Source organism: Rubrivivax sp. A210, from assembly GCF_904426505.1.
Lineage (GTDB): Bacteria > Pseudomonadota > Gammaproteobacteria > Burkholderiales > Burkholderiaceae_C > Rubrivivax.
Genome location: NZ_CAJGBN010000034.1, coordinates 122203 through 135988, shown reverse-complemented (window position 1 = coordinate 135988; position 13786 = coordinate 122203). Strand labels below are relative to the sequence as shown.

The window sequence follows — 13786 nt, the reverse complement described above, 5'->3', positions numbered from 1 at the left end:
TCTTCAGGCGCGGCGAAACAGGCCGCGCTGCCACTGCCGCGCCAGCGCCATTCCGGCGCGGTGGCCGTGGCCGAAGGCCTCCTCGAAGACGGAATAGCCCGAGAGATCGGCGTGAGCGAAGTGCAGCCTTGTCGCCGGCCCCGCATCGGCCAGTGCGACCAGCGCCGCATGGCCGCGCACGCCCGGCCGCGGCACCGCCATCGCGTGGCCGTGGCGGGCCAGGTCCAGGCGCTGCAGGCGCTGCGGCAGGTCGGGGTGCAAGGGCAGCAGTTCGGCGATGACCTGCTGCGCCCAGGGCCGCCAATCGGGTGCGGCCAGCGCCGCGCGCTGGGCTGCCGCCAACGCCCAGTAGGCGCTCAGCACGGTGGGCCGGGGCGTGGGGTCCATGCGCTGGTGGCCGGCGTCGACATAGCCCAGCGAGGCGCCGCCGTAGTAGACGTTGTCCCAGGCCGCCGACGCGCCGACGCCGCGGTCCAGCAGCGGCGCGTCCAGGCGCAGGTGGGCCACCAGCCAGGGAGCATGCGTGATCAGCGCTGCGGCGACCACCAGCGCCGGCGGCGGCGCGTCGACGATTCGTGCCGCCACATGCATCGGCACGGCCAGGATCACGGCCGGCGCGGCCCAGGTCTCGGCCGTGCCACGGCCTTCGTTCCACACCGTCAACTCCACGCCATGGCGGCCGACGCTGACCCGGCGCGCGCTGCGCGCCGCCAGCAGGCGCTCGCCCAACGGCGCGGCCAGGTGGCGCACCAGCCAGGCATTGCCCTCGGGCCAGGTCAGCACCGCCTCGCGCTCGCCGTCTTCGGCGCCGGGGGCGTGAAAGCCGTGGCGGCTGCCGAAGTAATGCAGACCGGCCCAGGCCGAAACCTCGGCCGCCGGCGCACCGTAGTCGTCGCGGCAGGCGTAGTCGAGATACCAGCGCAGGCGCTCGTCGCGCAGGCCCAGGCCATCCAGCCACTGCGCAAAGGTCTGGGCGTCCAGGCGGCGGTGGGCGTCGGTCCAGGGCGCGCGGCGGCTGGGGATGGCAAAGCCGGCTTCGCGCTGGGCCCGTGCCACGGCCGCGGCGAAACGCTGGTACTCGGCCCGGGTGGCCGAGCCCGATGCGGCCGGCGGCAGCAGTCCTTCATGCCAGGCGCCATCGATGAACAGCCTCTCCTGCGGGCTGTGGCACAGGTGGCGCTCGTCGGCCACCGTGCGGCCGGCCACCGTGTGCAGCAGGCCGATCTCGTGCAACCAGTCCGCCACCTCATGCGCCTGGGGCCCCGGGAGTGGAAGGTAGTGAGCGCCCAGCGGGCAGGCGATGCCGTCCACCACATGGCCGCGGCTGTTGCCACCGGCCTGGTCTTCGAGCTCGAAGACGCGGATGTCGTCGACGCCGGCCTGCATCAGCGCCCGCGCCGCGGCCAGCCCGGCGACGCCGGCGCCGACCACCAGGGCCGCGGCGCGCTGCACCGGGCCGGTGGCCAGCTTGTCGCGGGGCACAGCGCGCAGGCCATGGCCGCGCGCAGGGTCGCTGCCCACCCAGCCGCCCTGCAGCGGCGGGCCCGGCCGCGCGCAGCCCGCCAGCGCCAGCGCGGCCGTGGCCAGCAGGGCCTGGCGCCGGGCTGGCCTCATCGCTGCACCGCGCCCCATTCCTCTTCGAAGGTCTGCACCAGCACCTGGTTCGAAAGCCGGTTGGGCTCGGCCGCCACTCGCGCCATGTCGGGCGGGAACTGCATCAGTGCCGGCAGGCCCTCCAGCGTCAGGAAGCGCAGGCCGGCAGGCAAGGCCGTGGGGCGACGCCAGGGCCGGCGCGAGGCGATCACGAAGCCCCATTCGCCGAAGCTGGGCACATGGGCGTGGTAGGGCTGGGTAGCCAGACCCACGGCCTCCAGCGTGGCCACCACGGTCCAGAAGCTGCGCCGCGCCACCAGCGGCGAGGTGGCCTGCACCACCGCATAGCCACCGGCCGAGAGGTGGCGGTCCAGGCGCTCGTAGAAGCTGGTGGTGTAGAGCTTGCCGAGGGCGAAGTTGCTGGGGTCGGGGAAGTCGACCACGATGACGTCGAAGACCTCGTCGTGGCTCTCCAGCCAGGTGTAGGCGTCGGCCTGCACCTGGCGCACGCGCGGCGAGTTGAGCGCGTCGCCGTTGAGCGCGCGCAGCAGGGGCAGGCCGCCGAAGAGGCGCAGCATGTGCGGGTCCAGCTCCACCAGCGTGACCTGCTCGACGCCCGGGTACTTGAGGATTTCGCGCACCGCCATGCCGTCGCCGCCGCCCAGCACCAGCACGCGCTTCGCCGCGCCGTGGGCGGCCAGCGCCGGGTGTACCAGGGCCTCGTGGTAGCGGTATTCGTCGCGGGTGTGGAACTGCAGATTGCCGTTCAAGAAGAGCCGCGTGCCGGCTGGCCCGGCGGTGACGACGACGCGCTGGTAGGGACTGGATTCGCGCAGCACGATGCGGTCGCCGTAGAAGCGGTCTTCGGCCCAGCTGCTGAGGCGCTCGGCGCCCATCAGGGCCGCCGAAAGCGCCACGATCACCCCCACGCAGGCCCAGCCCTGGGCCCGGCGTGCGCGCAGTTCGGCGCGGAACAGCCACCAGGCCCACAGCGCCACCGTGGCGTTCAGCAGGCCGAAGAAGAGGCCGGTGCGCACCAGGCCCAGCTGCGGCACCAGCAGCAGCGGGAAGGCCAGCGACACCGCCAGCGCGCCCAGGTAGTCGAAGGTCAGCACCTGCGACACCAGATCCTTGAGCGCATAGCGGGCGCTGAACTGGCGCTTGAGGATGCGCATCACCAGCGGAATCTCCAGCCCCACCAGCACGCCCACCGCCAGCACCAGCGCGTACAGCAGGGTGCGAAAGGCGGCCTCGCCGCTGGCCGGCAGCAGGCCGTGGGCGGTGAACAGCAAGGCCGGCGTGAGGCCGCCGACCAGGCCCACCGCCAGCTCGATGCGCAGGAATTGCGCCGGCAGCTCGCGCTCGATGTAGCGGCTGAGCCAGGAGCCGACGCCCATCGCGAACAGGTAGACGCCGATCACGGTAGAGAACTGCAGCACCGAATCGCCCAGCAGATAGCTGGCCAGCGCGCCCGCGGCCAGCTCGTAGACCAGGCCGCAGGCGGCGATGACGAAGACCGAGACCAGCAGCGCCAGTTCGGCCGGCGCCACCCGCGCGGCGGCTGGCGGCGCCTCGGCAAGGGGCGGCGCGCTCACCCGTGGATGGCGGCGGCGACGATCTGCCCGATGGCGATGAACATGGCGCCCACCACGATGGCCAGCGCGACGTTCTTGCGGTCGCAGATCTCCTCCCACAGCTTGTAGGGCGTGAGCTTGTCGATGACGACGAAGCTGAGCCACAGCACGGCAACGCCGATCACCGCGTACAGCACCGATCCCAGCACGATGGCGGGTTTGAGCCAGTCCAGGTCCATGAGGGCGTCCTCCAGTTGGGTTTCAGTCGGCAGCGCGGCGCTACTTGTGGCCGCCGCCGCTGGAATAGCCACCCCAGGAGCCGCCGCCGATGCGGCCGCTGCTGCCCGAGGAAGCCGTGCATTGCCGGTATTCGGCGCTGCTGGCGCCGTAGGTGTCGCGCAGCGCGCTGCAGTCGTCGCGGCTTTCCAGCCAGGACATGAAGAACAGCAAGGCGATCACCACCACCACCAGCGCCACCTTGGCCAGCGGCCCGGCGGCCTCGGCGTTCAGCGTGCCCAGCGTCGGCCTGGCCTCGGCCAGGCGGCCGGCGGCAAGGCCGAAGGCCGCTTCGACGACCTGCGCCTTCAACGCCGCACCCTCGCTCCAGGTCACCTCGCCGGCCACGGCTTCGCGCGCCAGGCGGCGGTCGCTGTCCTTGCCCTCGCCGATGTAGTCGGTGACCTGGGCGCGGTCGTCCAGCGCCAGTCGCCAGTAGAACTCGCCCAACACCCAGCTCGCCCGCGCGGCATAGCTGTATTTGGCACGGTAACGGCGGCCCTGCCACTGCACGCGGTCGCCCTTGGCCTGGGGCGCGCCGGTGAGCGGGCGCATCCAGCTCCAGCCGTCCTCGGCGTCGACCAGGAAGGCGAAGCCGTCCGTGCGGTGGTAAAGCAGGTATTCGCGCCAGTAGACCGTCTCCTCGTCGTCGCCCGCGGCCGGAATGTCGCAGCGCTCGACATAGCCCACCACCTGCCAGGGCCGCAGCGGCCCGCCCAGCGCCAGCGGGCCGCTGGCGCCCAGCGGAATGCGCGGCATGGCGCCGTCGTGGCCGGCATTGGCCTGCGCGTGGTGGGCGAGTTCGGCGCCCACGCCCTGCGAGACATCGACCACCGCCATGCACTGGCCGCAGACGATGGACTGCGTGGTCTGCAAGGTCGGCGCCAACGCCGCGCCGCAGCTCGGGCAGGCCAGGGCGCGGCCGGACAGGGTCTTGGCCACGGCCTCGCGCAGGCCTTGCATCGCCAACTCGTCCAGGCGCACGGCGCGGCCCACGGCCCAGGCCGGGCGCGCCGGGTCGGCGCCGTCCAGCGTGGCCACTTCGTCCTGGGCATTGCGCAGGTCGGCGACGATGAACTCGCGCTCGCCCAGGGCCGGTGGCCGCGGCAGCTCGCCCTGGGCCGCAGCCAGCCTGGCACGCAGCACCGAGGCCACGCTCCAGGACTGGTCGGCGATCAGCCTTTGCTCGCCGGCAGCCAGTTCATCCAGCGCCGGCGCCGCGGCCGGCAGCGGCGCGTCGAAGGCCAGCACATAGGCGCCGTTGTCCTCGGACAGCCAGCCGCTGCGGCCATTGCCGAAGAGAGCGTGCCACTCGTTCCAGCTGCCGCCATCAAAGCGGTATTGCAGGCGCCCGACGAGGGTGAAATCCAGCCCCTGCCAGCGCCCGCTGGCACCCAGCTGCAGCGGCGAGTGGTCGTCGAAGAGTTCGGCGCTGACGCCGATGCGCGACAGCGCCTCGCCATCGCGCAGCAGCGTGCTGCGGCAATAGCCGCAGACGGCGCTGGCCGACGCGGCCGAGGCGAATTCGACCGGCGCGCCGCAATTGGGGCAGGCGGCGCGCCAGGCGCGCTGGGGGGATGTTGCGGGCGGCGCCACCGCGGCCGCGTCAAAGCTTCTTCAGCAACTCGGCCTTCTTGGCGCTGAATTCCTCGTCGGTGAGGATGCCCTTGGCCTTGAGATCGCCCAGCTTCTCGAGCATGGCCATGATCTCGTCGGGCTTGGCCGCTGCTGCGGCTGCCCCCGCCGGCTGCAGGCCCTGGGCCAGGTTCTGCGCCAGCACCTGGCCCAGCGCCATGCCGGCGCCCAAGCCCATGGCATCGCCGGCGATGCCGCCGCCGCCACCACCGGCCGCGCCCTTGGCCATCTCGGGCAGGGCCTGGGCGGTCTGGTACTGCATGAAGCGGCCCATGTCGTTGCCGACCATGCCCATGCCGATCTTCTGGTCGAGGATCTTCTGCAACTCGTCGGGCAGCGAGATGTTCTGCAGCGTCACGCTCTCGAGCTTGAGGCCCAGGGCCTCGAAGCTGGGCGCGGTGGCCAGCTGGAGCTGGTGCGCGAACTCGATCTGGTTGGCCGCGAGGTCGAGAAAGGCGATGCCGCTGGCCGCCACCGCGTCGCTGATGTGCTGCAGCATCAGCCCGCGCAGCTGGCCGTCGAGATCGGCCACGGTGTAGGTGTCGCGCGTGCCCGAGATCTCGGTGTGGAACTTCTTCGGGTCGGCCACGCGGTAGGCGTAGTTGCCGAAGGCGCGCAGGCGCACGGCGCCGAAATCCTTGTCGCGCAGCGTCACCGGCTGCTGCGTGCCCCAGCGCTGATCCACCTGCAGGCGGGTCGAGAAGAAGTAGAGGTCGCTCTTGAACGGGCTCTCGAACAGCTTGTCCCAGTTCTTCAGGTAGGTGAGCACCGGAATGGTCTGCGTCACCAGCTTGTGCATGCCGGGGCCGAACTGGTCGGCCACCTGGCCCTCGTTGACGAAGAGCGCGGCCTGCGATTCGCGCACCGTCAACGAAGCGCCGTACTGGATCTCGTTGCCCGCCATCGGAAAGCGCCAGGCGAGCACGCCGTCGCCGGATTCGGTCCATTCGAGAACATCGATGAACTGCTTCTTGATGAAGTCCATCAGGCCCATGGCAGACTCCTCCTCACGCCCATCGCACACGCGATGCGGCGGCATCATAGGCCCCCCGTGACCAAGCGCCCCGAGATCAAGCCCTGGACCTGGTTGATGCGCTGGTGGCAGCCGCCGCCGGCCCGCCCGGCCGTCCCGGTTTCCGACCGCCAGCGCGCGCAAGACCTCATACGCGCCGTCGATGCCGGCGGCATACCGCTCAACCCGGCGCGCGTCAACGACATCGCGCGCCGGCTGGGCCTGGAGGTGTCCAGGCACGCCCGCGTCGACGAGACCATCGCGCGCATCCGCGCGGCGCTGAAGCGCTGAGCGGCCTCAGCCGCCGAAGACGCGCCGCAGCAGGGCGCTGCCGGTGGCCACCGGGTCGCGGCGAATCTTGCGCTCCTCCTCGCCAATCACGTAGTAGAGGCCGTCGAGCGACTTGCGCGTCACGTATTTCTCGATGGTGGCGTCCTCGGGCTTGACCAGGCCCAGTCCGGCGGCCTTGCCGGCGACGCCGTTGTACTTCTTGGCGAGCGCGACGCGCTCGGTGGCGGTGCTGATGATGGGCAGGAACTTTTCGCCCAGCGGCGCGCGTGTCTTGTCGACGAAGAAGTCGGTGACGGCGCTGTCGCCGCCGCGCACGAGCCTGAGCCCGTCCTGCACGCTGATGCCGCGCACCGCGGCGACGAGCAGGCTGCGCGCCTCGGGCACGGCGGCCTCGGCGGCGCGGTTCATCGCCGTCACCAGCTCGTCGATGCGCCGGCCCTGGCCCAGCGAGCGCAGCAGCTTCGCGGCATCTTCCAGGTGGTCGGGCAGCGGAATCTTGACGTTGGGGTTGCCGAGAAAGCCGTCCTTGCGGCCCAGCAGCGCCAGCGCCGCCTCGGCACCGCGCTGCAGGGCCTGGCGTATGCCCTGGGCGGCGTCACCCTCGCTCAGCGCCCAGGCCGGGCTCCAGAGGGCCGAGCCGGCCAGGGTGGCGCCCAGGGCGTGATTGAACGAACGTCTTTGCATGCGGGCCTCCTTGTGAACAAGCCGCGATCTTGAGGCATTGCAGAATCCAGCCATCCTCCGCACCCGCATCCAAGGAGCTACTTCATGGCCACAACCCGTGCCTCTTTCGACTGGGCCGATCCGCTGCAGCTGGAACAGCAACTGAGCGCCGACGAGCGCGCCGTCGCCGACGCGGCGCGCGCCTACTGCCAGGACAAGCTGCTGCCGCGCGTGCAGCAGGCCTTTCGCCACGAGCAGACCGATGCCGCCATCTTCCGCGAGATGGGCGAGTTGGGCCTGCTGGGCCCCACCATCCCCGAGGCCTACGGCGGCAGCGACCTCAACTACGTCTGCTACGGCCTGATCGCACGCGAGGTCGAGCGCGTCGACTCGGGCTACCGCTCGATGATGAGCGTGCAGTCGTCGCTGGTGATGGTGCCGATCAATGAGTTCGGCAACGAGGCCACGAAGCAGAAGTACCTGCCCCGGCTTGCCACCGGCGAGTGGATAGGTTGCTTCGGCCTGACCGAGCCCGACCACGGCTCCGACCCCGGCAGCATGGTGACGAGGGCGCGCAAGGTGCCGGGAGGCTACAGCCTGAGCGGCGCCAAGATGTGGATCAGCAACAGCCCCATCGCCGATGTCTTCGTCGTCTGGGCCAAGGACGATGAAGGCGCCATCCGCGGCTTCGTGCTCGAGAAGGGCTGGAAGGGCCTCTCGGCGCCTGCGGTACACGGCAAGGTGGGCCTGCGCGCCAGCATCACCGGCGAGATCGTGATGGACGACGTGTTTTGCCCCGAGGAAAACGCCTTCCCAGAGGTGCGCGGCCTGAAGGGCCCCTTCACCTGCCTCAACAGCGCCCGCTACGGCATTGCCTGGGGCGCGATGGGCGCGGCCGAGGACTGCTACAGCCGGGCCCGCCAGTACGTGCTCGACCGCAAGCAGTTCGGCAAGCCGCTGGCCGCCAACCAGCTGATCCAGAAGAAGCTGTCGGACATGGTCACCGAGATCAGCCTGGGCCTGCAGGGCTGCCTGCGCCTGGGCCGCATGAAGGACGAGGGCACGGCCGCGGTCGAACTCACCAGCATCATGAAGCGCAACAGCTGCGGCAAGGCGCTGGACATCGCCCGCCTGGCGCGCGACATGATGGGTGGCAACGGCATCAGCGATGAGTACGGCGTCGCCCGCCACCTCGTCAACCTCGAGGTCGTCAACACCTACGAGGGCACGCACGACATCCACGCGCTGATCCTGGGCCGCGCCATCACCGGCATCGCCGCCTTCTAGCCCCAGCCGCCCCAGCCGTGAAAAGCGCCGCGCCCCCGCTGCCGGCGACGATCTGGGTGCTGGGCTGCGTGAGCCTGCTGATGGACCTGTCCTCGGAGATGGTCCACGCGCTGCTGCCGGTGTACCTGGTCGGCACCCTGGGCGTGAGCGCGCTGATGGTGGGCCTGATCGACGGCGCGGCCGAGGCCACGGCGCTGGCCACGCGGGTGTTCTCGGGCCTGCTGTCCGACTGGTGGGGCCGGCGCAAGCCGCTGGCCCTGCTGGGCTACGGCCTCGGCGCGGCCTCCAAGCCGCTGTTCGCACTGGCCGGCGGGCCCGGCCTGGTGCTGGGCGCGCGCCTGCTCGACCGCTTCGGCAAGGGCCTGCGCGGCGCACCGCGCGACGCCCTCGTGGCCGAGCACGCGCCGGCCGGCCGGCGCGGCGAGGCCTTCGGCCTGCGGCAGGCGCTGGACACCGTGGGCGCCTTCCTGGGCCCGCTGCTGGCGGTGGCGCTGATGCTGGCCTGGTCTGACGACGTGCGCGCCGTGTTCTGGGTCGCCGCCATCCCCGGCGCGCTGGCGGTGCTGCTGCTGGCGCTGGGCGTGCGCGAGGCGCCGCGCGCCGCCACGGCGCCGGCCGTCAATCCGCTGTCGCGCGTCAGCCTGGCGCGACTGCCGGCTGCCTATTGGCGGCTGGTGGCGGTGGGCAGCCTCTTCGCGCTGGCGCGCTTCAGCGAGGCCTTTCTGCTGCTGCGGGCGCAGCAGGGCGGGCTGGGCCTGGCCTGGGTACCGCTGGTGCTGATCGCGCTCAACGGGGTCTACGCCGCCAGCGCCTACCCGGCCGGGCGCCTGGCCGACCGCATGGACCGGCGCACGCTGCTGGCCCTCGGGCTGTTGGTGCTGGTGGCGGCCGACCTGGCGCTGGCGGGCGCCGAGGCGGGGCCCTGGCTGTGGGCCGGCGTCGCCCTCTGGGGCCTGCACCTGGGCCTCACCCAGGGCCTGTTGGCGGCCCAGGTGGCCGACGCCGCGCCGCCCGCACTGCTGGGCACGGCCTATGGCTTCTTCAATCTCGCCAGCGGCGCGGCCCTGCTGCTGGCCAGCGCCGCGGCCGGCCTGATCTGGGATCTGGCGGGCGCGCGCTGGACCTTCGTCGCCGGTGCCGCCCTGGCCCTGCTGGCGCTGGCGGCACTGGCTGTCCTCCCGCACACGGCCGCGCCGGCGGTGCGGACCGCGCCATGAGCCATGCGGGCGGCTTCAGGGTCGCGGCCGTGGGCCTGGGGCTGGGGCTCGCCGCCGTCTCGGCCCAGGCCGCCGCCGGTGGCGGCACCGCCCTGCCCTGGTGGATCTGGCCGCTGGCGCTCTTCGTCGTCTGTTTCCTGATCGGCATCGTCACCGTGCCGGCCGGCATCGGCGGCGGCGTGCTCTTCGTGCCCATCGTTGGCAGCTTCTTTCCCTTCCACCTCGATTTCGTGCGCGGCGCCGGCCTGCTGGTGGCGCTGGCCAGCGCACTGGCCGCGGCGCCGACCTTGCTGCGCGGCGGCCTGGCCAGCCTGCGCCTGGCGCTGCCACTGGCCCTGCTGGCCTCGGTGGCGTCAACGGCCGGCGCGCTGATCGGGCTGGCGCTGCCGGCCCACGGCGTGCAGCTGCTGCTGGCCGGCGCCGTCCTGTGTATCGTGGGCCTGATGCTGGTGTCCGCCAAGTCCGAGTTTCCGCAGGTCGCCGCGCCCGACGCGCTGGCGCGGGCGCTGGGCCTGCACGGCGTCTTTGTCGACGGCGCCACCGGCCGCAGCGTACGCTGGCAGGTACATCGCACGCTGCCCGGGCTGGCGGCCTTCGGCGTCATCGGACTGCTGGGCGGCATCCTGGGCATAGGCGCGGGTTGGGCCAATGTGCCGGCGCTCAATCTGCTGCTGGGCGCACCGCTCAAGGTGGCAGCCGGCACCTCGGGCCTGGTGTTGTCGCTGGCCTCGTCCAGCGCCGCCTGGGTCTACCTCGACCAGGGCGCGGTGCTGGCGGTCATCGCCGTGCCCTCGGTGGTGGGCATGATGCTGGGAGCACGCCTTGGCGCGCGGCTGCTGGGCGTGCTGGACGGCACGGTGGTGCGGCGGCTGGTGATCGCGCTGCTGCTGCTGGCCGGGCTGCGCGCGCTGCAACAGGCGGTGACGGCATGGCCATGACGCAGCCCGACGGCGCTGCGCAGCCGCCCGAACAACTGCGCTACGCACGCTGGCTGGAGGCCGGCGCACGCGCCGGCCTCGTGCTGCTGGTGGCCAGCTTTGCCGCCCTGGCCACGGGCCTGCTGCCGCCCCAGGTGGCGCTGCAGCGCCTGCCCGAGCTGTGGGGCCTGCCGGTGGCCGACTACCTGCGCCAGACCCACGCCACGGCCGGCTGGGGCTGGCTTCGTGACCTGGCCCACGGCGACAGCGCCGGCCTGGCCGGCATCGCCCTGCTGGCCGGTTGCTCGCTGGCCGCCCTGCTGGCCGTGCTGCCGCTGTACCTGCGGCGCGGCGAGCGCCTCTATGCCGCGCTCTGCCTGGCCCAGGTGGCGCTGATCGCGCTGGCCGCCTCGGGCTGGCTGGCAAGCCTGGCAGGCTGAAGGACACCCCTTGACCACCCCCTACTCGAGATTGCTGCTGGCCACCGAGCACAGCGAACATGACCGCGGCGCCGAGACCCTGGCCTTTGCGCTGGCCAGCCACTGTCAGCTGCCACTGGCCGGCGTGCTGCCGCTCTTGAGCAACCCCGAGTTCGAGATGGTGGCGCCGCAGCGCGCCCGCCAGGCCGAGGCCGAGGCCGCGGCGCGCATCCAGAGCCTGGCGGCGCGCGCCAGCCAGGCCGGCGTGGCGCTGGATCTGCGCCTGCGCCGCGGCGCACGCCTCTTCCAGGAGATCGTGGCCGAGGCGCGCGAGCGCGGGGCCGATCTGCTGGTCATCCGCCGCCGCGGCCGTCGCGGCCTGCTGGCCCAGCTGCTGGTGGGCGAGATGGTGAGCCAGGTCGTCGCCCATGCGCCCTGCAGCGTGCTGGTCACGCCGCAAGGTTCGACGATGTGGTCGCGGCGCGTGCTGCTGGGCTTGGACCCGACCGCCCCCGACGCCGCCCTGCTGCGTCAGGCCGCGGCCCTGGCCGACGCCTGCCGGCTGCCGCTGCGCGCGGTGTGCGTGGCCGCCGCCGAATCCACCCGGGCGGCGGCTCAGGTGGCGCTGGATGCCGCCGTCGCGCAGGCGCAAGCGCTGTGCGGCCAGGCCGAAGGCGAGCTGCGCATCGGCCGCCCGCACGAGCAGCTGCTGGCCGCGGCCCAGGCCTGCGGCGCCGACCTGATGGTGCTGGCGCGCGAGCGCGGCAGGCCTAAGCGCGGCCGCCTGGGCGGCGTGGCCGAAGAAGTGATCGGGCATGCGCTGTGCCCGGTGCTGGTCCATGTCAACAAACAAGGAGCGAGCCCGCCATGAGCGATGCGCTGAGCTATCTCGTCAAGGCGCGGCCCGACGCCGTCGGCCACTATTTCGCCTTCCTCAAGGCCTGCGGCACCCAGCTCGACCCCAAGACGCGCAACCTGATCTCGGTCATCAGCAAGGTCCACGCGCAGACCGAACGCGGCTTTCGCCAGTACCTGGGGCGGGCGCTGCGCGAAGGCTGTACGCCGGCCGAGGTGCTGGACGCGCTCCTGATGGCCTTCCCGATGCTGGGGCTGACCAGGATCGTCTGGGCCGTGGACATCATCCTCGCCATGGGCCTGCCGGAGTTCGAGCCCGGAGCCCTGGGCGCGGCCGGCACCTGGCACGACCTGATGCCCACCAAGGGTCACAAGGACGGCCTGACGGTGCGCCTGGATTGCGACGGCCGCAGCCTCTTCGTCCACCGCGCCGGCAAGGAATGGCGGGTCTACGACAGCCGCTGCCCGCACCAGACCACCGACATCCCGCACCTGGCCCTCGATGGCCACAGCCTCACCTGCCCCAAGCACGGCTGGGTCTTCGACATCCGCAGCGGCGAGTGCACGGCGCAAGGCGATGCGCCATTGCGGCGCTGGCCGAGCAAGGTGGTCAAGGGGCGGCTGCTGGCCAACTGGTAGGCCAGCCCGGCAAGCGCATCAGCCCGCGGCCGTGAAATCGCCCGCGGTCCTGGGCCCAGCGTTCGCCTCCTTCCGGGGGCTCACGTCGGGCCTCAGCCCAGAGAATCGGCCCAGACGTTCTCGGCCCAGGCCTGGGCGAAGCGGCCTTCCTTCTCGCTGGACGCAGACGAGACGCCGCCGGCGCCGGTCACGGCCTTGAAGGTCTTCTCGGTGGCGTCGTACTGGTAGACGGCGGCCACATGCATGGCCTCCTTGGCGGTGACGAAGCTGTAGCAGGTGTTCATCACCACCGGCGTGGCATTCACCGGCTCGCCCTTGAGCAGCTGGATCACCGCCGCCGCCGCCACCTTGGCGTGCTGGTTGGCCAGATGGCCCGACTTGGGCATCTGCGGTGCGGCAAAGGTGGCGTCGCCCAGCACATGGATGCCGGGCACGGCAGTCGATTCCATGGTCAGCCAGTTCACGCCGGCCCAGCGCCCGTTGACGTTGATGAGGCCGGCGTCGCGCGCCAGGTTGGCGGCGCGCTGCGGCGGCACGACATTGAGCAGGTCGGGCTTCAGGTCTTCGAACTCGAAGCGGGCCAGGCCGTCGGCACCCACCTCCTTCAGCTCGGCATTGGGGCGGTACTCGAGCACGCCCTTGTAGTGCTGGGCGAAGGCGCGATCGAACAGGCCCTTCTTGCTCTGGATCTCGGGGTTGGCGTCCAGCACCAGCAGCTTGCTGCGCGGCTTGGCCGCCTTCAGGTAGCTGGCCAGCATGCAGGCGCGTTCATAGGGCCCGGGCGGGCAGCGGTAGGGCGACCTCGGGATGGTCAGCGCCACCACGCCGCCGTCGCGCAGATCCTGCAACTGGCGGCGCAGCGCCAGTGTCTGCGGCCCGGCCTTCCAGGCGTGCAGCACGCGGCCACTGTCCAGCGCTGCGCCCAGGCCGCCTATGCCGTCGAGCATGAAGTCGATGCCGGGCGCGACGATGAGGCGGTCATAGGGCAGCTCGGCGCCCTCGGCCAGGCGCACGAGGCGTCGCGCCGCATCGATGGCGATGACCTCGCCCTGGATGACGCGCACGCCCAACGACACCAGTCCACCATAGCCGCGCGTGATGTCGGCCATCTGGCGGTGGCCGGCCAGCACGAGGTTGGAGATGGGGCAGGAGACGAAGGCCGCCTGGCGCTCGACCAGGGTGACCTCGATGTCGCCGCCCCACAGCCTCAGGTAGCGCGCCGCGGTGGCGCCGCCGAAGCCGCCCCCGACGACGACGACGCGGCCGATGGAGGTGCGCGCCGGCGTTGCGGCAGGCGCCGGGGTCGACGTCGGCGCCATCGGGGCGCAGCCGGCCAGGGCCAGGCCGCCGCCGGCCAGCAGCAAGGAACGGCGGTTCAGGCCGCGGGTAGATTCTTTGCCCATCGCCA

General features: G+C 72.1%; 14 protein-coding genes. 7 read left to right on the top strand and 7 right to left on the bottom strand.

Annotated elements, in window-relative coordinates; genetic code table 11:
• Positions 1–3: 3 nt before the first annotated feature.
• From JMV16_RS16670 to JMV16_RS16650, 5 genes are read right to left on the bottom strand one after another with little or no spacing between them, the layout of a single operon-like run.
• Entirely contained in the window at positions 4–1614 is a 1611-nt protein-coding gene (locus JMV16_RS16670; RefSeq protein ID WP_236580560.1) for an FAD-dependent oxidoreductase, read from the bottom strand.
• Positions 1611–3188, bottom strand: coding sequence for a polyamine aminopropyltransferase (locus JMV16_RS16665; protein WP_201495422.1), 1578 nt, complete (start codon positions 3186–3188; stop codon positions 1611–1613). The genes JMV16_RS16670 and JMV16_RS16665 overlap by 4 nt, the downstream gene beginning before the upstream one ends.
• Positions 3185–3406: a DUF350 domain-containing protein gene (locus tag JMV16_RS16660; RefSeq protein WP_201495421.1), complete on the bottom strand. Its 222-nt coding sequence runs from the start codon at positions 3404–3406 to the stop codon at positions 3185–3187. Before JMV16_RS16660 ends, JMV16_RS16665 begins: the two co-directional genes overlap by 4 nt.
• Before the next feature lie 40 nt (positions 3407–3446).
• Positions 3447–5039 carry a DUF4178 domain-containing protein gene (locus JMV16_RS16655; RefSeq protein ID WP_201495420.1) on the bottom strand — a complete coding sequence of 531 codons (1593 nt, stop codon included), beginning with the start codon at positions 5037–5039 and terminating at the stop codon, positions 3447–3449.
• A gap of 10 nt (positions 5040–5049) precedes the next feature.
• Positions 5050–6072: an SPFH domain-containing protein gene (locus JMV16_RS16650; RefSeq protein ID WP_201495419.1), complete on the bottom strand. Its 1023-nt coding sequence runs from the start codon at positions 6070–6072 to the stop codon at positions 5050–5052.
• Positions 6073–6129: 57 nt separating this feature from the next.
• Here JMV16_RS16650 and JMV16_RS16645 point away from each other — a divergent pair, with 57 nt between their 5' ends.
• Positions 6130–6381: a hypothetical protein gene (locus JMV16_RS16645; protein ID WP_236580559.1), complete on the top strand. Its 252-nt coding sequence runs from the start codon at positions 6130–6132 to the stop codon at positions 6379–6381.
• Positions 6382–6387: 6 nt separating this feature from the next.
• Here the strand turns inward: JMV16_RS16645 and JMV16_RS16640 are convergent, their stop codons facing one another.
• Positions 6388–7065 carry a DUF4197 domain-containing protein gene (locus JMV16_RS16640; protein WP_201495418.1) on the bottom strand — a complete coding sequence of 226 codons (678 nt, stop codon included), beginning with the start codon at positions 7063–7065 and terminating at the stop codon, positions 6388–6390.
• Between the two features lie 84 nt (positions 7066–7149).
• On the opposite strand from JMV16_RS16640, the gene JMV16_RS16635 reads away from it, so the two are divergent.
• From JMV16_RS16635 to JMV16_RS16610, 6 genes are read left to right on the top strand one after another with little or no spacing between them, the layout of a single operon-like run.
• Positions 7150–8331 (top strand): acyl-CoA dehydrogenase, encoded by a 1182-nt coding sequence (locus JMV16_RS16635; RefSeq protein ID WP_201495417.1) that lies wholly within the window; start codon positions 7150–7152, stop codon positions 8329–8331.
• Between the two features lie 17 nt (positions 8332–8348).
• Entirely contained in the window at positions 8349–9548 is a 1200-nt protein-coding gene (locus JMV16_RS16630) for an MFS transporter (protein WP_236580558.1), read from the top strand.
• Complete coding sequence (locus JMV16_RS16625; protein ID WP_201495416.1) at positions 9545–10486, top strand: TSUP family transporter; 942 nt, start codon at positions 9545–9547, stop codon at positions 10484–10486. Before JMV16_RS16630 ends, JMV16_RS16625 begins: the two co-directional genes overlap by 4 nt.
• Positions 10477–10905 (top strand): hypothetical protein, encoded by a 429-nt coding sequence (locus JMV16_RS16620; protein WP_201495415.1) that lies wholly within the window; start codon positions 10477–10479, stop codon positions 10903–10905. The genes JMV16_RS16625 and JMV16_RS16620 overlap by 10 nt, the downstream gene beginning before the upstream one ends.
• A 10-nt stretch (positions 10906–10915) precedes the next feature.
• Positions 10916–11755, top strand: coding sequence for a universal stress protein (locus JMV16_RS16615; RefSeq protein WP_201495414.1), 840 nt, complete (start codon positions 10916–10918; stop codon positions 11753–11755).
• The gene (locus tag JMV16_RS16610) at positions 11752–12378 is read left to right on the top strand and encodes a Rieske 2Fe-2S domain-containing protein (RefSeq protein ID WP_201495413.1); all 627 of its coding nucleotides are present in this window, start codon (positions 11752–11754) and stop codon (positions 12376–12378) included. The genes JMV16_RS16615 and JMV16_RS16610 overlap by 4 nt, the downstream gene beginning before the upstream one ends.
• A gap of 92 nt (positions 12379–12470) precedes the next feature.
• On the opposite strand, the gene JMV16_RS16605 is transcribed toward JMV16_RS16610, so the two are convergent.
• Positions 12471–13781: an NAD(P)/FAD-dependent oxidoreductase gene (locus JMV16_RS16605; RefSeq protein WP_201495412.1), complete on the bottom strand. Its 1311-nt coding sequence runs from the start codon at positions 13779–13781 to the stop codon at positions 12471–12473.
• Positions 13782–13786: the final 5 nt, after the last annotated feature.